Consider the following 21137-nt stretch of genomic DNA (forward strand, 5'->3'; position numbering starts at 1 on the left):
GTGACGGTGAAGGAGGAGCCGGCATGAGTTTGAGAGTGAGCGTCGACCAGACGAGGTGCTGCGGCGCCGGACAGTGCGTGCTGACCGTGCCCGAGGTCTTCGACCAGCGCGAGGAGGACGGCATCGTCGTGCTGCTCGAGCCCGCGCCCGCCGAGGAGCTGCACAGGGCGGTCCGTGAGGCCGCCGCCGTCTGCCCGACCTCGACGATCACGGTCCACGAGGACTGAGATCCCCGCCCCGGGGCCGTTGCCCCGGGGCTTTCGGTCCGCGAGCCATTTCACGACCCAGGGTTAATAATCGATTACTCTTGGTAGCCATTCTTCTGTCTCCGTATTAATGCCATGTCACACCCCACCGAGGTCGCATATACCGCCAATGGCAACAAATGACCGGCACGCCATTTCCACACAAAGACGAACATAAAACACTTTGCCCTTTCTGGCAATCAGCGAACCGGCCGAAAAGAAATGCAATACATACCCTGGGGCCATACACACCGCCTTTCCTGTCGTGCGATACATGAGCTGCACCACCTCTCCACGACCGCCTATCGGCAGAAAGGCAGAACAAAATGAGTGACTCCGAGGTCGCCAGCAAGGAAGCCCTCGCAGCAGCCCCGAAGATCTGGCGGCACACCATCCAGGCGAACCCTGCGGCGGCGGTCGCGTTCGTCAACAGGGCCCCTGCCCAGCAGGCCGGCGAAGCCGTCTTCTCCAACCGTTCCGACGGCAGAGTCGACGTCTACTACTTCCTCTAAGCCTTGACAACATGGCTGTGACCTCGAAGAACACCTAGGGGTCACAGCCGTACGGCAAGCCCCCCGCGGGGCCGCCCAACCGGGCGGCCCCGTTTTTCGTGCTCGGGAGACCTCCGCGGGGACGGCACGCCCGGTGCACGGACGGACACCCTCCCCCTGGGCGCCGACCGGCGAATAAAAAACAGTGATCCCGTATCATCATCCGGCCGTTACATTAAATTAATTTTCAACTGATATGATGGAAACAATCACCCGGACACGCGCCTAGCATCGTCGTTCAACGGCTTGGAAACCGCGAAAGGAAACAGCCGATGAACGACGAGCACAGCCAGACCGCGCTCATGGCGGCGGCGGCCCGCGCCGCCCATCTGGTGGTCGACCGAGCACCCTTCATTTTCAAGGACACCCTCGCCGAGGCCCTGCTGGGCGACCGGGCCGAGGAGCTGATCGGCTACCACCGCGCCTACGGAGAGCACCTCATCCTGTCCGGTGTCCGCGCGCAGGTCACCACCCGTAGTCGGTACACCGAGCTTCGGCTGGCGGAACTGGCCGGGCTCGGGCTGAGGCAGTACGTGATCCTCGGCGCGGGGTTGGACACCTTCGCCAACCGTTCACCGCTGGCCCGCGAGGTGACGGTCTTCGAGGTCGACCACCCCGCCACCCAGCGCTGGAAGCGCGGCCTGCTCGCGGCGGCGGGCGTCGCCCCGCAGGACGGACCGGTCTTCGTGGAGACCGACTTCGAGGCCGACGACCTCGTCGAGCGGCTCGTCGCCCAGGGGTTCGACCCGGCGGAACCCGCCCTGGTCAGCTGGCTCGGCGTCAGCATGTACCTCACCGCCCAGGCCATCGGCACCACGCTCACGGCGGTCGGCCGGCTGGCTCCCGGCAGCGAACTGGTCATGGAGTACGCCCTGCCGCCCGCTCTGTGCGACGAGACCGCGACCGCCTTCGGCCAGATGGCCATGGCCGCGGCGGCCGAACGCGGCGAGCCCTGGCTGAGCTTCTTCACCCCCGAGGAACTGTCCGCCACGCTCGCGGAGCACGGCCTGTCGGTCGCCGAGCACGTCGGCCAGCGGGAGGCCGCCGATCCGGAGAGCTGGCTGAGTAACGAGAGGCTGCTGCCGCCGGAGAACTGCCGCCTGGTCCGCTCGGTGGTCCCGGCCCCCGCCGCGTGACCCCTCCTACGGTGCCCGCCGGCTCCCGCCGTCGCCGTCGCGCTCGTCGCGGCCCCCGCCGCGCGACCTGCTGAACAGCCACAGCACCGCCACCACGGCCGCCACCCCCAGGGTCGCGCCGGTGAACAGGCCGAACAGGGTGTCGAGGCCGTCGAACTCCCCGATCTCATCCTTTCCGACGACCAGCACGAGCACCGTGAACACGACCTCGGCCACCAGGAGGACGCCGACCAGGGCGTAGAACCTCGGGCTGAGGAAGAAGCCCCGCCCCGGCCCCCGTGGCGGGGCGCTCAGCTCGGCGGCCGGTCCCAGGCTGACGGCCCTGGGACGCTTGAAGTACTCGAACCACACCCACGTCCCGCACGGCTCCCAGCCGTCGGGGGCGAGCGACTCGACGAGGCCGGGGCGGCGCGTCTCCCTGCGGTACTCCCACTGCTGGGAGTTCTCGGGGTCGCGGACACTGACGAACATGCCCTTGACGTCGACCTTCTCGACCTCCCAGCCCTGCGCGCCGTACTCGTTGAGCATCTTGACGTCGTGGAACAGGTCGGCGGTCCAGCGCCAGGTCTGGGCGCCCTCGACGGGCGGGGCCGAGGCGCCGGTCAGTTCGGCGGCCAGCTCGTCCGCCGGGCCGAACTCCTCCTCGGGGTCGCCACCGCTCTCGGCGAGGTAGGCCCGCAGGTCGGTGACGGTCGCCTCGACCCGGTCCGCGGGCATGCCCGCCTCGGTCATCGCGGCGGTGAGCCGCTCGAAGTAACCGTTCATCGTGACACCTCCTCCGCACCGCCCCTGCCGAGTACGGCGCGCACGGACTCGTCGAAACTCAGCCAGAGACCGCTCTGCTCGGCGAGCGTCCGCCTGCCCTGGTCGGTGAGCCGGTAGTAGCGGCGTCCCGGCCCGCGCTCGGTGACCCGGAACTCGGCGGTGACCAGCCCCGCCTCCTCAAGCCGGTTGAGCACCGGGTAGAGGGTGCCGCCCTTGATCTGGCCCAGGCCCGACTCGGCCAGGTCCTTGGCGATCTCGTAGCCGTAGTTCTCCCCGGACGTCAGGCTGGCCAGGACCAGCAGGTCGAGAACGCCCTTGAGCCAGCTCGCACGTCGGTCGCTCGTCACAGTCGCGATCCTACCTATGCCGCTTCCCTGACCAGCTCGGTCCGCTGCCGCCTGGAGAACGTGAGGGCGAACAGGTCGATCATCGCGTGGACCAGGATCGGCAGGAGCAGGTCGCCGGTCCTGAAGTAGAGGAAGGTCAGGCTGAGGCCGGCCACGGCGACCGGGACCATGCCGCGCCAGCCCTGGTAGAGGTGGCCCGCGACGAACACCGCGAGCGCGAGCCCCGCCGCGACCTCCCGGCTGAGGCCGAAGGCCTCCGTGCCGACGGCGATGAGCAGCCCCCGGAAGACGATCTCCTCGGTGATGCCCGCGGTCACCGAGAGCCCCGCGGCGTACCAGCGCTCGGTCCTCGTACGCGGCAGCAGGTGGCTGACGGCCTTCTGCTGGAGGGCGGCCTGAGCCGCCTTGGACGTCTTGACCCCCCTGGCCGCCGCCCACCCGCGGGCGATCGAGACGACCGTCATGGTGAACACGGCACCGACGACCATCCCCAGGGTGGTGTCCGGCGGCCTGTTGATCACCAGGCCGATGTCCGCCAGGTCGAGGTTCGGCTCGATCGCGACGATCACCAGCGCCACGGCGGCCACCGCCCACAGTTCGGCGCTCCAGATCGTGAGCATCCTGCGGTAGACGCCGGGGTCCTCGTCACGGGTACGGCCCAGCCGGTCGTAGGTGTGCTTGCCCGTCAGAGGGCTGACGACGGCCAGATAGACGACCAGTACGGCCGACAGCCCAAAGGCCAGAGGGGTGAACGACATGGGGGAAACCTCCGCTAAGTGCTTCGCTACCTAAACGGTAGAGCAACCTAGTTAGGAATACAACCTATATTGCAATGGCCACTTTCCACCGACAAATTGAGTTGTCTTGACAGTCCAAATCGTCGGCAATAGCCTGTGGCGGGACGAGAGCACATCGAAGGAGCGAGACCCATGCGCATCGTGATCAGCGAGTTCATGAGCCTGGACGGCGTCGTGCAGGCACCGGGCGGCCCCGAGGAGGACACCGACGGCGGCTTCACCCACGGCGGCTGGTCACACCCGTTCTTCGACCCCAAGGTCGTCGGCGGCTTCTTCGACGAAGGGCTGTCCGCGGCGCAGGCGTTGCTGTTCGGGCGTCGCACCTGGCAGACGATGGCCGCGGCCTGGCCGGAGCGCGGCGGCGACCCGTTCTCCGACCGGATGAACTCCATCCAGAAGTACGTGGTCTCGCGCACCCTCCGCGACGACGAGCTGACCTGGGAGAACACCAGCCTCCTGCCCGGCGAGGAGGCCGTGGCCCACATCCGGAAGCTGCGTGAGCAGGACGGGGGCGACCTGCTGGTCATGGGCAGCCCCACTCTGGCGCGCACCCTCATCGGTGAGGGCCTGGTCGACGAGCTCAGACTCGTCGTCATGCCGGTGATCCTCGGCGGCGGCAAGACGATCTTCCCCGGCGACGGCGCGCTGCGTACCTTCGACCTGGTCTCCCTGGTCACCGCAACCACGGGGGCGCAGGTGTGCGTCTACCGCCCGGCCGTACCCGCCTGACCGGGTGCTCGGTGTGATCGGGGGAAACCGGTTTCACCGGGAATGACGAAACACAGCAGTCCCCTCCGGATGCCGTCGGAGAGGGCTGCTGTGTTTTTGCCCCGATAGGGCGCCACGGTTCGCGGAATGGACCGTGACCCCGGGGGAAGGTCGGCCAGAGACCCTACCGGGGAGTTCTTACCAGCGCCGCCCGCGACTCGGCGGCTTGAGGACCGCGATGAGCGCGGAAACGCTCAGCACCGCCAGGAGAAAAAGGAGCGGCACGGAAATCGCGGCCGGCTCAGAAACGGCCCAGATGGAAAAGGCCAGCAGCCCGACGACGAACACGACGGCGGCGGCGAACTCGATCAGGCTCTTGGTCTTCGAGGACATGGACCCTCCGGTTTCTCCGGCTCTTCTGGCTCTTCTGGTTTCTCCGGCTTCTGGTTTTCCGGAGAGGGATGGGACCCCGGTGGGAGGGGCTCCGCGACGCGGAGCCAGGCGGGCCCGGCCCGGCCCGCAGGCACCCCCAGCGGGGTCGTTCTGAGAGGTGGCCGGTCTCAGGCCACCAGCCGCCTGCGGGCGGCGATCACCTCCTGCGCGCGCGGAGCCCACGCCGTCACGGGTACGGCGGCCCACACGATCCGCTCGCCACCCCCGATGACGTAGGTCCCCCACCGCCCCCCGCACAGCAGCGCGACCAGAAGCAACCCCCTGCCCCCGACGGCGAGCGGGTCGTACGGTGGCACGACCCGGGGCGCCTCGTACCAGGTGCCGGGGTCGCGAACCTCCACGATGAGCAGCCCCATGCCCGCCGTCAGGGTGACGTGGACCCTCCCGGTCAGTTCCGGGTGCCGGATCGCGTTGGTCACCAGCTCGGAGACCACGAGAAGAACGTCGTCCCGTACGGAACAGTCCTCCCCGATAATCTTCAGAGCCCTCTCCCTGGCAGCCGGAACCGACGCCGGGTCCCTTTCCAGCACGAAATCTCCCAGGGTCTTTTCCCGCCAGCATTGTCCGTTTGCCATAGGAATCACCCACCTTCTCCAGGCCGCCCGGCTATGACGCAAATATCTGCTGAGCCGTACGACGGGGTCCTTGACTGTGCCCTTGTATTTCCTTGGGCGGTTCCCAGATTGCCGTCAACCGGTTACCTTCTGAATGGGGATTCCGCGCACACCTATTAGACGGTTGCACGGAATCTGTATGTCGTATCTGTAGCACCTCGGTATCAGGAGGGTCCGTGCCTGCCCCGAAGAAGCTCGACCCCAACCCGAAGACCCCGCTCGCCGCCCTCGGCCTGGCACTCCGCCGCTACCGAGAGGCCTCAGGCTTCACCCAGGAACAGCTCGCCGACCGCGTCTCCTACAGCCACAGCCAGGTTGGTCAGGTGGAGCGCGCAGGCCGCCGCCCGTCCGAGATGTTCATCCAGCAGTGCGACCAGGTGTTGGGGACGAAGGGCGCACTGATTGACATGTTCAAAGAGGTCGTCGCCGAAGTACGTGGAGCCCCCACCTGGTTCCGCTCCTGGATGGAGGTCGAGGCTCTTGCCGCCTCGATCCAGTCCTGGGAGCCCCTCGTCGTACCCGGCCTACTTCAGACCGCCGAGTATGCCCATGCGGTAATCAGCGGCAACGTCATGACCAATGAAGAGCAGGTAGAGGAGCTGACGAAGCTCAGGATGGGCAGACAGTCCATCCTGCAAACCTCGAATGCCCCCTTGCTGTGGGTAGTAATGGACGAGACCGTCCTGATGCGCCCTATCGGCGGCAAGGACGTCATGCGCCGTCAGGTAGAGCGCCTGCTAGAGGCGGTAAAGTCTCCTCGTATCCGGATACAGATTGTCCCCGTAGCCCAGGGCTCCACGTACGGACTCTTGGGCGGGTTCGTCATCGCCCAGATCCCCGGGGAGGCGGACAAGGTGTACCTAGAATCGCCCGGGATGGCTCGAATCACCGACGCCCCGGAAATCGTCCGAGAAATCTCCGCCAACTACTCATCACTACGATCCGAGGCAGAGTCTCAGCGGGGATCGATCAGCATAATGAAGGAGATGCTCAAAAGATGGACCTGAGCGAAGAACTAGCCAGAGCTTCCTGGCGGAAGGCGACCAAGAGCGGAGCCAATGGCGGCAACTGCCTTGAGGTCGCCCCCCTCTCCGGGGGCCGCGTCGCCATCCGCGACACCGAAGCCCCCGACCAGGCCCCCTACGTCGTACGCGCCGCCGTCTGGGACGCCTTCATCCACGGCGCCAAAAACGGCGAGTTCGACTTCTAACCCCCGCCTCGCGGACCTCGGTTCCCATCACCCACAGGGCATCCCGAAACAACCGCGAGCCGTACAGGAACAAAAAGGGGGCACCGCCCACCCCCGGACGGCGCCCCCACCGGAAACCCATTCGCTCACCAAACAACGAGCCTTTCTCACCCTCCGCACCAGGTACTCCAAGGCGGTCGGCGCAGAACTGCCCGGACCGAGCTGAAACGCCCGGCGGTCCGCCCGGTGCCGAATCGCGCGTTCTCCACAACCTGTTGACCGTTCTGAGCTGCGGATTCAGGATGAAGAAGCTCGACGAACGCCCACGGCACCGGACGCCTCAGCAGCGAGCCGATCCGAAGTCAGAGGAGGTTCCTGAAAATGAACCTGAGCGAAGAGCTGAGAAACGCCCACTGGCGCAAGGCCACCAAAAGCAGCTCCAACGGCGGCAACTGCCTTGAGGTCGGCCCCCTCTCCGAAAGCCGCGTCGCCATCCGCGACACCGAAGCCCCCGACCAGGCCCCCTACGTCGTACGCGCCGCCGTCTGGGACGCCTTCATCCACGGCGCCAAAAACGGCGAGTTCGACTTCTGACTCCCACCTCGCGGATCACGGTTGAAGCCGCGTGAGGCGGGCTACAGGCCCGCGAGCCAGGGGTGTCCCGGGTAGGTGTGGGCGAGGAGGTCGGCCAGTGTCCGGCGCTGGGCCGGGGTCAGGTGCGGGACGGTGCCATGGAAGTCCCGGTGGTCCTTGGGGCGAGCGTGCTTGGCCTTGAACAGCAGCACCAGTTCGGGCACCAGGTACGGGATCCCGTCCGGACTGTGGTCGATGATGTCCTCGTAGGGAAGCCGGACCGTCTCGTCGTGGCGGCAGATCCAGGTGCTCCCGTCATGCGGTTCCCGGAAGACGTCGAGCAGATAGTCGCCGGTGGACGGCTCACGAAGCCAGGTCTGATGTGTGGCGGCCAGGACGTCCGCCGTGGCGTTCTCCCAGAGAGTGCCGCTGCTGACCGCGTCAAGGGCGTACCCGGGAAAGCGGTCACGAACCTCGGGAAAGTCGGCGGCGGGAACCGCGATCTCGATGTCCCCGTGCTCGCGCGTCCGCCTACCACGGAACAGGTCCAGCGCCCAGCCCGCGGCCACACACCAGGTCGTCGAGACCCCGGCCAGCCGCCGCGCCACCTCGCCCGGTGTCCAGCAGGATGCCCACCTGGCGTCGAGGGCCTCGATCTCGGCGGATGTCAGCTTCACACCACCGTCGAGCGGTTGCTCACTCACCGGAAGGAGCCTAACAACGGGGGTCGAGGGCGAGGCCCATGAACCAGGCGAACGCCGGTCACCGGTTCACAGCAGGCGTCTCTGTATGACGTCGGCGAGGACGGCGTTCACGACCCTGCCGACTTCGCCGGGTCCCGGGGCTGTTCTCCCTCGGTCGGCGAACAGCAGGTGCCCGGCACCGACCAGGGAGAGCGCGAGCGCGTCCGCGTCGGCGTCCACCGCGATGCGACCCATCTCGCGTTCCTCCCTCAGGTAGCCGGCGACCATGGTCGCGGCGTCCGTCAGGACCGGGATGCCGGGAGCCGGTCGGTCCTGTCGCAGCCGGGCGCGTAGTTCGTCGCGGAAGATGATGAGCCCGACGATTCCCACGGCGACCGGGTCGAACAGGTCGACCAACGCCCCGGTCAGGTTGCCCGCGACGTCTCCGGTCCCGGCCGAGTCACGAAGGGTCGCGGCCTGGCTCTCAAGCCGGGCGACACGGTCGCGCACAAGGTCGGCGAGGAAGGCGTCGAAGTCCTCGAAGTGCCGGTGCAGGACCCCCTTGGCGACGCCCGCCTCCGTTGTGACGGCCCGGCTGGTCAGGCCGTTCGCGCCGTCCTGGAGCAGGACCCGCTCGGCGGCGTCGAACAGCTGCTGCCGTACGTCCCGAAGGGCCACCCCGGTCGGCATCTCCGGCCCCTCCTTCTCCTCGAACCCTTCTTCGCTTACCGCGAACCGTAACCCGATTGTCGAGTGGGCATGTGCCCACTATGGTGGGCGCATGCCCACTCTAATGCGAGAGCAACCGGAGCCCCAGCCGAACGAAGCCCACAAGGCCAGGCAGATGGCCGAGTCGTTCGGCGTCGACGCCGAACGCTACGACCGTGCCCGGCCCGCCTACCCCGACGCCCTGGTGCGGCGGATCATCGCCGACAGCCCCGGCCTCGGCGTCCTCGACGTCGGCTGCGGCACCGGTATCGAGGCCCGTCAGTTCCTGGCGGCCGGGTGTGAGGTGCTGGGGGTCGAGCCGGACGTGCGGATGGCCGAGTTCGCCCGCCGTACCGGGATCGAGGTCGAGGTCGCGACCTTCGAGGAATGGGACGCCGCGGGCCGTACCTTCGACGCGGTCGTCGCGGGGCAGTCCTGGCACTGGGTGGACCCGGCCGTGGGCGCGGCCAAGGCGGCGCGGGTGCTGCGTCCCGGTGGCCTGCTCGCGGTGTTCGCCCACGCCTACGACGCGCCGCCCCCTGTCGCCGAGGCGTTCGCCACGGCCTTCGGGAAGGCCGTGCCCGACTCGCCGCTCGGCGCCGCGTCACCGAAACCGGCCAGGGACGTCTACCGGACGATGTTCACGACGTTCGCCGACGGCATCAGGAAGGCGGCCGTGTTCGGCGAGCCGGAACAGCTGCGGTTCGACTGGGAGCACCACTACAGCCGTGCCGACTGGCTCGACCTGCTCCCCACCACCGGCGTGCTCACCCGGCTCCCCCCGGACAGGCTGGCCGAGATCCTTCAGGACGTCGGAGCCGCCATCGACGCCATCGGAGGCGGCTTCACCATGACCTACACCACGATGGCCGTCACCGCGTCCCTGTCCCCCTGAGCCGTTCGGGGTTCGGATCATGTGGTTGTGGTGAGGAGCTTCAGCCACGTGATCGAGCCTCGAAGGCGGAGTCCGGCCTTGTGGCTTTCCGGATCCCCGCCGGTCCTTGAAACCGCCGCCCCGGCTCTGACCGAACGGCGCTGGGTCTAGGCCTCCTCGCATGCGATCTCGGGCGGGCAGCTGGCCTTCACGCCGCCGAACCTGACCCGGGTACCGCCAGGCACGCTCAGCCGGTAGTCGGCGCCGCAGTCGCCGCCCCCGCATTCGTAGTCGATGGCCATGCGGTGCTCGCTCCACGACTCGGCGTGGCGCTTGGGGCCGGTCCAGCGCAGCCTGCGGTCGACCACGACCTCGCCCGCAGGCCCGGTGACCACGGTGATCGTCACCGGGCCGCTGGAGTCGACCTCCATCTCGTCTCCGGTCAGTCGGTACGTGGTGCGGGTGGTCTCCGAAGCGGGCACGATCGGCTCGCGGCTGTTGCTGTGGATCAGTACCGCGCCCCCGGCGATCGCGGCGGCGGCCAGCAAGGTGGTGACTCCGAGGATCTTCTTCATGCCTCAAAGGTAGAAACTCGCGGCTCCGGCGAACGATGGTGCTGCGTTCCCACTTGAGGGTGGTGCTGGTATCACCTCCGAACCGGGGGCCATCGCCATCCGCCGCGCGGCGGGGGAGAAGTTCATCCATTGGTCCCATGCCGCGCCACGATCGGGACTTCTAGCGTCAGGACCATGTTGCACGCACACCGCTGGCTTGCCACCGCCATCGCAGGGCTGGCCATGCTTCCCGGACTCCCCGCCCACGCCGCCTCGGCCGCTCCGACCTGGTGTCCCACGGTCCCCGGTCACCAGGTCGAATGCGACACCGTCAGCCGCCCGCTCGTCCAAGCCGACCCGGCGCTCGGTACCGTCGACGTCGCCTACGCCCTCATCCGCCGGTCCGCCGCCTCGGCCCCGGCCGCCGGCACCATCGCCGTCAACCCCGGCGGGCCCGGTAACGCGCCCATCCCCCTCACCGGCTTCTACACCGCCCTGCTCGAACCGCTTCTCACCGACCACGACCTCCTCCTGGTCGATCCGCGGGGCACGAACGCCTCCGGCGCCCTGAACTGCGGCCTCACCCTCGACACCCTGGCCGGACGGGCCGCGGTCCAAAGCGCCGTCGCACGCTGCGGTGCCGTACTCGGCCCTCGAAGCCGCGGCTACACCGCCACCGCCGTCAGTGACGACATCGACGCCGTCCGCGCACGCATCGGCGTCGAACGCCTCCATCTCATCGGGCAGTCCTACGGCACCTACCTCATGCAGGTCTACGCCCGCCGCCACCCCAGCCGCGTCGCGTCCATCGTTCTGTCCGGAGTCCTACCGGTCGACGCCGACCCGCTCCAGGGACCGGGCGCCCGCGCCTTCCCCGGCATGCTGCGCGCCGTCTGCGAACGCAGCGCCGGAGCGTGCGACGCCGACACCGCCGTCGCCGATCTGCGGACGTTCGCCACCCGCCTCCGCGCACGTCCGGTCACGCTCGTCGTGCCCGATCCCGGTGGCGGTGCCAGCCGTACGGTGACCTTCACCGAGGGCATGCTGGCCGGCCTGGCCCTGCAGAACGCCGCCAGCAGCAACCGCGGAAACCCCGCCACCATCGGGGTGATGGGCCGCTTTCCCGCCATGCTGCACGATGCCGTACGCGGTGACTACGGACGGCTCACCGCCTTGGCCCAGCGCCTGTGGCCCGGGCGTGGCGGCGACATCAACGAATCGACGGCCTCCGCCATGGGCTGCAACGACTTCCCCGTGCTGTGGCGGCCCAACGCACCGTTGGCGCAACGCGCACGGCAGTACGGCAGAGCGCTGGCGCGCACGGCACCCGGCCGGACCGGGCCCTTCAGCCCCGAGGCGGCCGGTTCGGCCCGCTACGGCTTCGGTGACTTCTGCCTGCAGTGGCCGAAGGTGAAGGGCGTACGCCCGTACAGGCCGTCGGGCACCGCGCCGGACGTACCGGTGCTGCTGCTCTCCGGCGATCTGGACGCCAACACACCCGCCACGCAGGCGGCGCAGGTCGCCCGATCATTCACCCGCACCCGCCAGATCGTGCTGCCCAACCTCGGCCATCTGGTGGACTTCGAACGCAGCGGCTGCGTCACGGGCCTTGTCTCCCAGTTCGTCCGCACCGGCGACCCCGGTTCCACGGCATGCGCCGCTCTGATCCCACCCCTCAAGGTCGAACCCGTCACCCCGTAGCTCCAACGCCGTTCGGTCAAGGGAAGCGGCCCGTACCCGGAAACGTCCAACGGCCGGTCTACCGGGGGCGGGAGGCGAGGGTCACGGCGGTGAGGAGGACCAGGGCGACGGCCAGGACCGGGACCGCGCCGAGGTTCAGGAAGAGGACCGCGCCGGTCAGGGCGCCGGTGAACAGGGCGGTTATCGAGACCGAACGGCGTAGCCCGGCCCGTTCCGGTGGGTCGGCGGCCAGGAGGGTGAGGGTGCTGGTCAGGACGGTGATGGTGACCAGGTCGGGCACCGCGAGACGACGTGCCGCGGCGTTCTGCAGGCCCATGCCGTACCCCAGCAGGGCGATCAGTGTCGCCCGGACGCCGGCCGTACGCTGGCCCGCCAGCAGGGCGACCACGAGGGCCACCGCGACCAGGAGGGCGTGCACGGCCGTGAGGACCGTGAACTCCCGCCGCGCCTGCGGCATCCACCGGGCCAGACGGCCGGTGCTCCAGGCCCCGGCGGTGAAGACCGCCACGGCCAGGGGCGGCGCCCAGACCGACAGCTGTGGGTCCCCGGCCAGGGCGAAACCGAGGAAGGCCACGTTGCCGGTCATGTTGGCGACGAAGACCCGGCTCAGCCCGAGGAAGCTGAGCGCGTCCACGAGTCCGGTCGTGACGGTCAGCACGACCAGCAGGGCGGGCAGCACTCCGTGCCGGTTCGCCCCGGGAACGAACAGCAGGTCGGAGACCCACCGCAACCCGCCCCTCACGACCGTCCCCGCGTACGGCTCCGCGCCCCCACGACGCCGTTCATCCCCGAACTCCTCACCGCCGTGCCGACGTGAGACGGTTCCTACCCGCGAAGGCACCCGGACCCAACGCGAGGAGACGCCGCCCGCGCAACCGTCGTCGGAAACCGCCCGACCGGCTCGCCGTACCGGCCACGGCCCTGAGGACCACCGCGCCGTCCTCGTCGGCGACCGCCCGACCCCGCCTCCGGGGCACGGCCGAGGTGGCCTGATCCGGTCTCCGGGAACTCCGGTGGTGACGCGGCCGTTTGGCCGAATGATCACATCTCACAGGCATCGGTAGCAGGAGAGGAAGCCGTGATCTTCAAACGGATGCTGGGAGCCTTCGGTGTCGGAGGTCCCTCGGTGGACACGGTTCTGGCCACCCCGCGTGTACAGCCGGGCGGGACGCTGCACGGCGAGGTGCGCATCAAGGGTGGTGACTTCGACGCCGAGATCGAGTACGTCTCGCTCGGCCTGGTCGCCAGGACCGAGTCCGAGCACGGCGACGGGGAGTACGTGGGGCTGGTGGAGTTCCACAACGTCTCGGTCTCCGGGCCGTTCTCCCTGCGCACCGGTCAGGACAGGGTGATCCCCTTCCAGATCACCGTCCCGTGGGAGTCTCCGCTCTCGGAGATCGGCGGGCAGCACCTGCACGGCATGGCCCTGGGGGTGCGCACCGAGCTGTCCATCGCCGCCGCCGTCGACAAGGGCGACATGGACCCGCTGGTGATCGAGCCGCTGGCCTCCCAGGAGGCGGTGCTGCGGGCCTTCTCCCAGCTCGGGTTCCACTTCAAGAGCGCCGACCTGGAGACCGGCCACATCCGTGGCGTCCACCAGCAGCTGCCGTTCTACCAGGAGATCGAGTTCTATCCGCCGCCCGCCTACTCGGGGCGGATCAACGAGGTCGAGCTGACCTTCGTCACCAACCCCGGCGGGTTCGACCTCATCCTGGAGGCCGACAAGCGTTCGGGCGGCCACAGCCACGGCGGAGACTCCTTCGCCCACTGGCAGAGCGACCACCACGGGGCGCCGCACCGCGACTGGGCCGGTGAGATCAACAACTGGCTCGCCGCCCTGTCCCACGGCGGTCACGGTGGCTTCTCCGGCCATCACGACCCCTACGCCCATGGCGGGTACGGCGGGCACCACGAGGAGTACCACGGCGGCCATCATGGCGGTCACCACGGCGGTCACCACGGTGGGGGTCCCGGCTGGGGCACGGTCGCGGCGGCCGGAGCGGCCGGTCTGGTCGGTGGTTTCGTCGCGGGCGAGGTCGTCGAGGAGATCTTCGAGGGCGACGACGAGGGCGAAGGCGACTGGTAGGAGCCGCCCGGCCTGGACGGGCGGTACGGCCTCGAACGGTCCCGGATGGCCCGCTTCGGACGCGCCCTGCCATACGGCCTTGGATCACCCCAGCCGGTCGGCTTACGGCTTCAGGTCCAGGTGGTGAGAGGTGATGTGGCCCCCGCCCTGACACGGGCGGGGGCCACGTCTGTTCTCGTGGAAGGGGCGGCTACGACCGGCGCCTGCCGTACTGGCCTGCGGCGAAGGCGACGCCGACCGCGGCCAGGGCGATCTGGATGATGAGCTCGATCCAGTCGACCCCTCGGGTGCTGGCCACGCCGAGCACGGTCGCGATCGCCGTGCCGATCAGCGCGGCGACGACGCCGATCACGACGGTGAGCCAGACCGGGATGTTCTGACGGCCGGGAACGACGAGTCGTCCGAGGACGCCGATCACAAGACCGACGATGATTGCGGAGATGATGCCGGTCACTGCCATGGTGCGCACACTCCTGTGAGCTGCCTCCGACCGGGGGTGGAGGCGGTCAACCTGACGTCGCGTCAACGACCGGGCGCCCCGTCGCGGTTCCCGGAGTTCTGAGCGCCGCCCCGTGAGGCGGCGGCGCTCAGAAGGTCATCAGGAACTCGTAGACGTTCAGCAACGTCATCAGGATCCACAGAGCGGCGGCGGGAAACCGGGCGCGTCTCCACCAGAGACCACCCCCGCCAGACAGAACCACGATGTTCTCTCCCTCGATCGCGGCCCCCCTCCTACTCTGCCCGATGCGCCCGGGGTTCGGGGGCGACGTCACGCAAAGCCACGCCGGGTTCCCTCCCGCCCGTGCCCGTCTCCTGAGAGCGATTTCCCGGGCCCCGCGTGTGCTCCGTCCCTCACCGGTACGCTCGGGGTATGATCCGCGACCTTTTGAACGTCTATGACCAGCAGATGCGCGGTGTCCCTCTCAGACCCCCTTCCGGTGTCTCCCACGAGCAGGACGGTCCGGTGCTGCGGGTCGTCGGCGAGCACCGGGGGCTGGTGACCGGGCCCCGTGACCTGGGGATCGAGGGCGCGGCTCTGGACACACTGATCGCCAGGCAGCGCGACTACTTCGCGGCGCGCGGTGAGGCGGTCGAGTGGAAGACCCGGGGGCACGACCACCCCGAGGACATCGTGGAACGGCTGGTGAAGGCCGGTTTCCACGCCGAGGAGACCGAGACGGTCATGATCGGCCTGGTGTCCGAGACGGCGGCCGAGCCGGTCCTGCCCGCCGGGGTCGTCCTGCGGGAGGTCCACGACCTGGCCGACCTGCGGCGTATCGCCGCGATGGAGTCCGAGGTGTGGGACACCGACATGGGGTGGCTGGTCGACGACCTCTCGGCGCGGCTGACCACCGCGCCGGACGACATGACCGTGCTGGTCGCCGAGGCCGACGGGCGGGTGGTCTCCGCGGCGTGGCTGGTCTACCGGCCGGGTACGGAGTTCGCCTCGCTCTGGGGCGGTTCGACGCTGGCCTCCTGGCGCGGCAGGGGCATCTACCGGGCGCTGGTCGCCGAGCGGGCGCGCAGGGCGGCCTCACGCGGGGTGCGTTATCTCCAGGTCGACGCCTCCGACGACAGCAGGCCGATCCTGGCCCGGCTCGGCTTCCACGCCGTCACCACGACCACCCCCTACGTCTGGGCTCCCTGACGCCGGTCGGCGGGAGATCGCCGAGAGCGCCTCGTGGGTGGTCAGCCGGTGCCCGGTCGCGGCCGGGTGGTCGCCGTCGTCGGCGAGCAGGGCGGTTCGGCCCTCCCCGCCGGGGGCACGTACGCTGCTCCCGCCTCCGTCAGGTTCTTCTAAGGGTTTCGTGCGCCAGGACGGCGTGCGGTGACTTTCCTCACTCCTCACGTTATCCATGAGGTCCAACCCCAGGTCAGGCCGTACGGCACGGCGGCGATCACCGGGACCGGCATAACGCTTGCCTGTGAACCATCTCCCGCTTTCTCCGCTTAACCCACGACCATGGAACGCTCTGGACAAAGCGAACAGTGAGTGTCGGATGGAGACCAAGGTGTCATCGGGTAACGCGGGATCGACGTGGCGTCTCCGCGGCCGGGCGATCGCCTCGGCCGCCGCGATCGTCGCTGTGACGCTGGTCGCGGCGGCCTGCTCGACCGGCGGGGAGGAGGGCCCGGCGACCCCCGACGCGCAGCGGTTCAGCGCCGCTCCCGAGGCCTCACCCGTCAAGATCGCCAAGCCTCCGTCGGTCGACCCCGGATGGCCCCGCTGGGGCTTCACCCACACCGGGGTCAGCGCCAACAACATCACCGAACGGTTCGAACGGGACGTGAGCCGGGCGCTCGCCCCGACCCCGCTCCTGCAGAACCAGCACATCATGGGCTTCGGCGCGCTCAACCCCGAGCCCCACCCCGGGGACTACTACTGGGAGGACCTCGACAGCCGGATGAACCTCATGCGGCAGTCCGGCGGCACCCCCGTCATCACGCTCTGCTGCGCGCCCGACTGGATGAAGGGCGGCCCCCAGGGACCGACGGAGGAGTCCGCCTGGAAGGAGCACCTGGAGGACGCCCCCTACCCCGAGCACTTCGACGACTTCGCCGAACTGAGCGCGGCCGTCGCCGCGAGGTACCGCGACGTCAAGTACTTCATGGTCTGGAACGAGCTCAAGGGGTTCTGGAAGGACCACGCCAAGCCCGCCGACTACAAGGGCTACACCGAGCTGTACAACAAGGTCTACGACGCGGTGAAGAAGGTCAGGCCCGACGCCAACATCGGCGGGCCGTACATCGGCTTCGACACCAACCGTGAGGGCGACTCCGAGCTGCGGGGGCCGTGGGGGGTCGTCAACCAGAACGTCCTGGACGCCTTCGACTACTGGTTCGAGAACAAGAAGGGCGCCGACTTCGTCGTGGTGGACGGCGCCTCGCTGACCGACGCCCACGAGATGCTGCCCGACGCCTTCGGCGCGCTGGGCAAGTTCAGCGCGGTCACCTCCTGGCTGCGGAAGAAGACCGGGGACATGCCGATCTGGTGGTCGGAGTGGTATTTCGTCCCCGAGGACGGCACCTCGTGGCCCCTGCCCAAGCGGCTGGCCGTACAGGCGGCCTCGATGATCGAGTTCGCCAGGAGCGGCGCGGCGACCGCGCTGTACTGGAACCCGCAGGCCAAGAGCGACCCCTGCGACGGCTGCATGTGGGACCCGAAGACCGGCGCCCTGCTGCCGACCGGCAATCTGGTGAACGACTTCGCCAGGTGGTTCCCCGCCGACGCCAAGCTCCAGGACGTCACCTCCTCCGACCCCGCGGTCCGGGTGCTGGCCCAGCCCCGGCAACTGGTGATGGTCAACACCACCGAGGAGAAGGTCGACGCGACCGTGGACGGCAGGAAGGTCACCCTCCAGCCCTACGAGGTCAAGTGGAGCGCCCGCTGACCCGGGTCATTCGAGACGGGTCGGCGGGGTGTGGACCTGCTGGAAGATCACCGAGGTCTTGAAGCCGACGATCTCCCGGCGTTTGCTGAGGCGGTCCAGCAGGAAGGCGTGCAGGTGCTCCAGGTCCTGCACGGCGACGTGGAGCAGGAAGTCCTCGTCCCCCGCCACGACGAAGACGCTGAGCACCTCGGGCAGCGCCGCCGCCGCGCGCTGGAAGGTGTCGATGACCTCCCGGCTCAGCGGCCGCACCCGGACGGAGATCATCGCCTGGGTGGTCCGGTTGAGCGCCGCCGGGTCGATGTCGGCGTGATAGCCGCGGATGACGCCCCGGCGGGTGAGGGCGCGGACCCGTTCCAGACAGGTCGAGGGGGCGACGCCGAGCTGTCTGGCCAGTTCCCTGTTCGACTGCCGCGCATTCGTTTGGAGCAGGCGCACTATCTCCGAATCAAGTTCGTCCATGCGTGGATCATCACGGGTTTTCCGGCCGAACGTTCGGTGACAGCGCCGATCAACCGTTCATGTGACTAGCTTCTGGCGGTATGACAGGACACAAGCTGGGCGCCTGGCAGGGAACGGCGTTACTGGTCGGGGCGGTTCTCGGGCCGGGGATGCTGGTGCTCCCCCACCTCGCGGCCGTCTCGGCGGGCCCCGCCTCGGTGCTGGCGTGGGTCGGGTTGCTGGCGCTGAGCGTGCCGGTCGCGGCCACGTTCGCGGCGCTGGGCACCCGCAACCCGGGGGGCGGCGGGGTCTCGGCCTTCGTGAGGCCGGTGTTCGGACCACGGGTTTCCGCGATGGTCGGCTGGTGGTTCTACGGCGCGGTGCCCATGGGCACACTGGCCGGGGCGCTCATCGGCGGCCAGTACGTGGCGGCGAGCCTCGACGTCACCGGAACGGGCGCCTCCGGCCTCGCGGGCGTGGTCGCGGGAGCACTGCTCGCGGGGGCGCTGGCGGCCAACGCGGCGGGGCTGCGGGTCTCGGGACGGCTACAGCTGGTCATGGTGCTGACGCTCGTCGGGCTGCTGGTGGTCGCCGTCGCGGCGGCCGCCCCCTCGATGACGACCGCCCATTTCACCCCTTTCGCCCCGTACGGCCTGGCCGGGGTGGCCGACGCGGCCGGGGTGCTGCTGTTCGCGTTCGTCGGCTGGGAGGTGGCCAGCCACCTGTCCGGTGAGTTCGCCGACCGGCGGCGCGGGCTCATCCGGGCGACCGGGGCGACGCTGGCCGTGATCGCGGTGCTGTACCTGGGGGTCGCGTTCGTGGCGACGGGCACGGGCGCGACCCGGAGCCCGGTGCCGCTGACCGTCCTGCTGGAGATGGGCGTCGGACCCGTGGCGCGGCCGGTGACCGGTGTGGTCACGCTGCTGCTGACGTTCGGGGCGGTCAACACCTACATCGCGGGGGCCGCCCGGCTCGGAGCCGCCCTGGCCGCCGAGGGCGCCCTGCCCCGCCGTTTCGCCGACCCGGCCGGTGGGGTACGGCGGAGCCTGGGGCTGCTGGCGACGTTGACGGTCGGGGTCGCGGTGGTGGCGCTGGTCTCCGGGCTGGGGGTGGACCCGTTGATGCGGGCCACGTCCGCGTGCCTGGCCGCGGTGACGACGGCGGGCACCGCCGCGGCGATCCCGACGCTCACCGGGGGCAGGCGGGCGGTCGCCGTCACGGCGACGATCTCCTCGGGGGTGGCGACGGCGTTCTGCGGGTGGTACCTGCTGGTTCCGCTCGCCCTGGCGGCGGTCGCCGTACTCGGGTTCCGTGCCCGCCCGGCCCTGGCCGTGCGGGGAAGGTAGGCCGCTACGCGCGGCGGTCGCCGTGCGCCTCGGGCAGCCCGCCCACCTGGGCCGGTTGGTCGCGGAAGGTGGAGGCGAGGACGCGTTCCTGGGCGCGGGCGCCCCACTCCTCGACGCGGCGGCGTCCGCCGGGAAGGGCGCCGAGCACGCGGTAACGGAAGGTGTTGCCCACGATCGCGAGGACGGGCGCCCACGGCAGGCGGGCCGGAAGTCCGAGGTCACGCATGCCGGACAGACCGACGAACGCGGTGAGCATGCTCAGGGCGCGGGCCCGCTCGTAGCGCTGGTGCATACGCTCGACCAGGGCGTTCCCGTGGCCGAAGGCGCGCATGCGCTGGGCGTCGACGGTCACGCGGGCCAGGTCCCTGCCCGCCTGGGACTGTCCCCCCGCGGACAGCAGGATGTGGTAGTTCATCCGGTGCCGCACGTCCTCCTCGTCCGTGAGGAAGTCGGGGGCGACGCCCATCAGCCATCCGACGTAGCGCCACAGGTGCATGAGGTCGTCGCGTTGCCTGCGGCTGAGGGGCACCCCCAGCGCGAGGCAGCCCAGGATCACGGCGGCGTCGAACAGGCCCAGCGTTCCCGCCTGGTCGGCCTGGTTGACCGGCAGCCCCCAGCGCCCGCTGTCCCACCGCGGCTCGAACCGTGAGTTGACCAGGGCGTGCATCGCGCGCACGTGGACGGTCAGCCGCCACCCTTCGGCGCCGGGTCGCATGCCGCCGGGCCGGGTGACCTCGTGCGTCCACTTCTGGGTCTCGGCGAGGCGCCTGAGCGTGTTGTCGCCGCCGAGTCCCTCGGTGAGGACGAGGAGGTCGGCCGGTCCGCCGAAACGGTAGCCCCCGATCAGCGACAGGTCCAGAAGCACGTCGTTCGCGTTGCGGCCGAGGTAGCGGAAGGCCACGGCGCCCCGCTCGACCCGATCCCAGTCGACCCATTCGGGCACCTCGACGAGTTCGTCCATGAACCGCCTGAGCGCGGGCGGCAGGTCGTCCGCCCGGTGGGGCGCGTCCCGGAGGGCGGCGGCCACCTGGCGGTGCGTGACACGGCCGGGGTCGCCGGGGGGAAGGCGCATCGCCCCGGCCAGGTCGGCTCCGAGTTCGTCACGCTCCAGCAGGGCGGCGCGGAGCCGTTCCATGAACGACTCGTCGACCTCGGCGCCGACGCGGGTGAGCCGGAGCATCGGACGGGAGATGTCCCGGCCGCGCTGTTCGGCCTCTCGGAAGCGCGTGGGGTGGCGCTCGGTGACAACGGGGGTCATATCCACATTGATAACGCGATAAATCACCCGCATCCAATCCGCATATGCCCGGAATGCGCCTCAGCAGGAACAATGCCGGACCACGGTGTCGTGGTGACCGGCTCGTCGGGAGAGCCTTCGCTCCGCCGAACCGGTTCCGTACGGCCCGCACGTCCTTGATCCGGGGGCCGGACACGACCAGGGCCTCCCCGCGGTGACGGGGAGGCCCTGGTCGGGTGAAGGTCAGGAGAAGACCTGCTGGATGACGCTCTCGCCGTCGCCGACGATCCTGCGGAAACGGCGGGCCAGCTCGACCGCCTCCTCCTTGGAGCGCACCTCGACCAGGGCGAACCCGGCCACGGCCTCCTTGGCCTCCGCGAACGGGCCGTCCGTCACGGTGATCTCCCCACCGGAGGAGACCAGCCGTACGCCCGCGGGCTCCAGGCCGCCGGTGGCCAGCAGGACGCCGGCCGCCGTCAGTTCCTCGACGAAGGCCGCCATCTCGGCGTACAGCCGCTCGTCGGGGGCGGTCTCGGAGGGCTTGGTGGTCATCAGGTAGCGCATGGTGGTTCCTCTTCCTCGGTGTGCTGTTCCATTCTCCGCCCCTACGTCGAACGAGCGATGTGACAGGGAACGCCACCGTTCCCCGGGCCAAAGCGGGGTTGGGCGGGTGAGCGAAGAACCCCCGCCCCGAAGGCCCAATGGGGGAGGGGGGGGGTGGGGGCGAGGGTGGGGCCGGG

At 69.6% G+C, this 21137-nt stretch carries 26 protein-coding genes; 13 read left to right on the forward strand and 13 right to left on the reverse strand.

The features are described 5' to 3' along the window. The first annotated feature begins 29 nt into the window (after positions 1–29). The 3 genes from ABZ463_RS37700 to ABZ463_RS37710 all read left to right on the forward strand — a co-directional run bounded on the left by ABZ463_RS37700 (position 30) and on the right by ABZ463_RS37710 (position 1932). Complete coding sequence (locus ABZ463_RS37700) at positions 30–227, forward strand: ferredoxin (protein ID WP_352015502.1); 198 nt, start codon at positions 30–32, stop codon at positions 225–227. Between the two features lie 344 nt (positions 228–571). After that, complete coding sequence (locus tag ABZ463_RS37705) at positions 572–757, forward strand: hypothetical protein (RefSeq protein WP_362784152.1); 186 nt, start codon at positions 572–574, stop codon at positions 755–757. 311 nt (positions 758–1068) lie between these two features. Beyond that, positions 1069–1932, forward strand: a complete 864-nt coding sequence (locus ABZ463_RS37710) for an SAM-dependent methyltransferase (RefSeq protein ID WP_362784155.1) — start codon at positions 1069–1071, stop codon at positions 1930–1932. Between the two features lie 6 nt (positions 1933–1938). On the opposite strand, the gene ABZ463_RS37715 is transcribed toward ABZ463_RS37710, so the two are convergent. The 3 genes from ABZ463_RS37715 to ABZ463_RS37725 are packed head-to-tail and all read right to left on the reverse strand — an operon-like array spanning position 1939 to position 3802. Then, positions 1939–2697, reverse strand: a complete 759-nt coding sequence (locus ABZ463_RS37715) for a hypothetical protein (RefSeq protein WP_362784158.1) — start codon at positions 2695–2697, stop codon at positions 1939–1941. Continuing rightward, on the reverse strand, positions 2694–3044 hold the full coding sequence (locus ABZ463_RS37720; protein WP_352015415.1) for a PadR family transcriptional regulator: 351 nt from the start codon (positions 3042–3044) through the stop codon (positions 2694–2696). The genes ABZ463_RS37715 and ABZ463_RS37720 overlap by 4 nt, the downstream gene beginning before the upstream one ends. 14 nt (positions 3045–3058) lie before the next feature. After that, positions 3059–3802, reverse strand: a complete 744-nt coding sequence (locus tag ABZ463_RS37725) for a CPBP family intramembrane glutamic endopeptidase (protein ID WP_362784161.1) — start codon at positions 3800–3802, stop codon at positions 3059–3061. Between the two features lie 171 nt (positions 3803–3973). Here ABZ463_RS37725 and ABZ463_RS37730 point away from each other — a divergent pair, with 171 nt between their 5' ends. Next, the gene (locus ABZ463_RS37730; RefSeq protein WP_362784164.1) at positions 3974–4570 is read left to right on the forward strand and encodes a dihydrofolate reductase family protein; all 597 of its coding nucleotides are present in this window, start codon (positions 3974–3976) and stop codon (positions 4568–4570) included. 177 nt (positions 4571–4747) lie between these two features. Here ABZ463_RS37730 and ABZ463_RS37735 read toward each other — a convergent pair whose 3' ends face one another. Continuing rightward, positions 4748–4942 (reverse strand): hypothetical protein, encoded by a 195-nt coding sequence (locus ABZ463_RS37735; protein WP_362784167.1) that lies wholly within the window; start codon positions 4940–4942, stop codon positions 4748–4750. Between the two features lie 167 nt (positions 4943–5109). Beyond that, positions 5110–5577 carry an ATP-binding protein gene (locus ABZ463_RS37740; RefSeq protein WP_362784170.1) on the reverse strand — a complete coding sequence of 156 codons (468 nt, stop codon included), beginning with the start codon at positions 5575–5577 and terminating at the stop codon, positions 5110–5112. A 215-nt stretch (positions 5578–5792) separates the two neighbouring features. On the opposite strand from ABZ463_RS37740, the gene ABZ463_RS37745 reads away from it, so the two are divergent. From ABZ463_RS37745 to ABZ463_RS37755, 3 genes are all read left to right on the forward strand, one after another. Beyond that, on the forward strand, positions 5793–6623 hold the full coding sequence (locus ABZ463_RS37745; protein ID WP_362784173.1) for a helix-turn-helix transcriptional regulator: 831 nt from the start codon (positions 5793–5795) through the stop codon (positions 6621–6623). Next, positions 6614–6826 (forward strand): DUF397 domain-containing protein, encoded by a 213-nt coding sequence (locus tag ABZ463_RS37750; RefSeq protein WP_362784176.1) that lies wholly within the window; start codon positions 6614–6616, stop codon positions 6824–6826. Before ABZ463_RS37745 ends, ABZ463_RS37750 begins: the two co-directional genes overlap by 10 nt. 360 nt (positions 6827–7186) lie before the next feature. Beyond that, complete coding sequence (locus ABZ463_RS37755) at positions 7187–7399, forward strand: DUF397 domain-containing protein (protein ID WP_362784179.1); 213 nt, start codon at positions 7187–7189, stop codon at positions 7397–7399. A gap of 41 nt (positions 7400–7440) precedes the next feature. Here the strand turns inward: ABZ463_RS37755 and ABZ463_RS37760 are convergent, their stop codons facing one another. Both ABZ463_RS37760 and ABZ463_RS37765 read right to left on the reverse strand, forming a co-directional pair. Further along, positions 7441–8082, reverse strand: coding sequence for a hypothetical protein (locus ABZ463_RS37760; protein ID WP_362784182.1), 642 nt, complete (start codon positions 8080–8082; stop codon positions 7441–7443). A gap of 66 nt (positions 8083–8148) precedes the next feature. Beyond that, the gene (locus ABZ463_RS37765; RefSeq protein ID WP_362784184.1) at positions 8149–8751 is read right to left on the reverse strand and encodes a TetR family transcriptional regulator; all 603 of its coding nucleotides are present in this window, start codon (positions 8749–8751) and stop codon (positions 8149–8151) included. A 91-nt stretch (positions 8752–8842) separates the two neighbouring features. Here ABZ463_RS37765 and ABZ463_RS37770 point away from each other — a divergent pair, with 91 nt between their 5' ends. Then, positions 8843–9664 (forward strand): class I SAM-dependent methyltransferase, encoded by an 822-nt coding sequence (locus ABZ463_RS37770; protein ID WP_362784187.1) that lies wholly within the window; start codon positions 8843–8845, stop codon positions 9662–9664. 146 nt (positions 9665–9810) lie between these two features. Here ABZ463_RS37770 and ABZ463_RS37775 read toward each other — a convergent pair whose 3' ends face one another. Then, complete coding sequence (locus ABZ463_RS37775) at positions 9811–10218, reverse strand: hypothetical protein (protein WP_362784189.1); 408 nt, start codon at positions 10216–10218, stop codon at positions 9811–9813. Between the two features lie 174 nt (positions 10219–10392). Here ABZ463_RS37775 and ABZ463_RS37780 point away from each other — a divergent pair, with 174 nt between their 5' ends. Then, complete coding sequence (locus ABZ463_RS37780; protein WP_362784191.1) at positions 10393–11898, forward strand: alpha/beta fold hydrolase; 1506 nt, start codon at positions 10393–10395, stop codon at positions 11896–11898. A 58-nt stretch (positions 11899–11956) separates the two neighbouring features. Here ABZ463_RS37780 and ABZ463_RS37785 read toward each other — a convergent pair whose 3' ends face one another. Further along, the gene (locus ABZ463_RS37785) at positions 11957–12640 is read right to left on the reverse strand and encodes a YoaK family protein (RefSeq protein WP_362784194.1); all 684 of its coding nucleotides are present in this window, start codon (positions 12638–12640) and stop codon (positions 11957–11959) included. A gap of 336 nt (positions 12641–12976) precedes the next feature. Here ABZ463_RS37785 and ABZ463_RS37790 point away from each other — a divergent pair, with 336 nt between their 5' ends. Beyond that, the gene (locus ABZ463_RS37790; protein WP_362784197.1) at positions 12977–13984 is read left to right on the forward strand and encodes a sporulation protein; all 1008 of its coding nucleotides are present in this window, start codon (positions 12977–12979) and stop codon (positions 13982–13984) included. A 190-nt stretch (positions 13985–14174) separates the two neighbouring features. Here ABZ463_RS37790 and ABZ463_RS37795 read toward each other — a convergent pair whose 3' ends face one another. Then, entirely contained in the window at positions 14175–14444 is a 270-nt protein-coding gene (locus ABZ463_RS37795) for a GlsB/YeaQ/YmgE family stress response membrane protein (protein ID WP_362784200.1), read from the reverse strand. Between the two features lie 411 nt (positions 14445–14855). Here ABZ463_RS37795 and ABZ463_RS37800 point away from each other — a divergent pair, with 411 nt between their 5' ends. Next, the gene (locus ABZ463_RS37800) at positions 14856–15632 is read left to right on the forward strand and encodes a GNAT family N-acetyltransferase (RefSeq protein ID WP_362784203.1); all 777 of its coding nucleotides are present in this window, start codon (positions 14856–14858) and stop codon (positions 15630–15632) included. A 364-nt stretch (positions 15633–15996) separates the two neighbouring features. Continuing rightward, entirely contained in the window at positions 15997–17376 is a 1380-nt protein-coding gene (locus ABZ463_RS37805; protein ID WP_362784207.1) for a xylan 1,4-beta-xylosidase, read from the forward strand. A 6-nt stretch (positions 17377–17382) separates the two neighbouring features. Here the strand turns inward: ABZ463_RS37805 and ABZ463_RS37810 are convergent, their stop codons facing one another. Further along, positions 17383–17835: an Lrp/AsnC family transcriptional regulator gene (locus ABZ463_RS37810; protein WP_352015432.1), complete on the reverse strand. Its 453-nt coding sequence runs from the start codon at positions 17833–17835 to the stop codon at positions 17383–17385. An 80-nt stretch (positions 17836–17915) separates the two neighbouring features. Between ABZ463_RS37810 and ABZ463_RS37815 the strand changes: the two genes are divergently transcribed. Next, positions 17916–19160, forward strand: coding sequence for an amino acid permease (locus ABZ463_RS37815; RefSeq protein ID WP_352015433.1), 1245 nt, complete (start codon positions 17916–17918; stop codon positions 19158–19160). A 4-nt stretch (positions 19161–19164) separates the two neighbouring features. Here the strand turns inward: ABZ463_RS37815 and ABZ463_RS37820 are convergent, their stop codons facing one another. Further along, positions 19165–20418, reverse strand: a complete 1254-nt coding sequence (locus tag ABZ463_RS37820) for an oxygenase MpaB family protein (protein WP_362784211.1) — start codon at positions 20416–20418, stop codon at positions 19165–19167. Between the two features lie 222 nt (positions 20419–20640). Next, the gene (locus ABZ463_RS37825; protein WP_352015435.1) at positions 20641–20961 is read right to left on the reverse strand and encodes a YciI family protein; all 321 of its coding nucleotides are present in this window, start codon (positions 20959–20961) and stop codon (positions 20641–20643) included. Positions 20962–21137: the final 176 nt, after the last annotated feature.

Source organism: Streptosporangium sp. NPDC020145 (genome assembly GCF_040631275.1).
In the GTDB taxonomy this organism is placed as follows: Bacteria; Actinomycetota; Actinomycetes; order Streptosporangiales; family Streptosporangiaceae; genus Streptosporangium.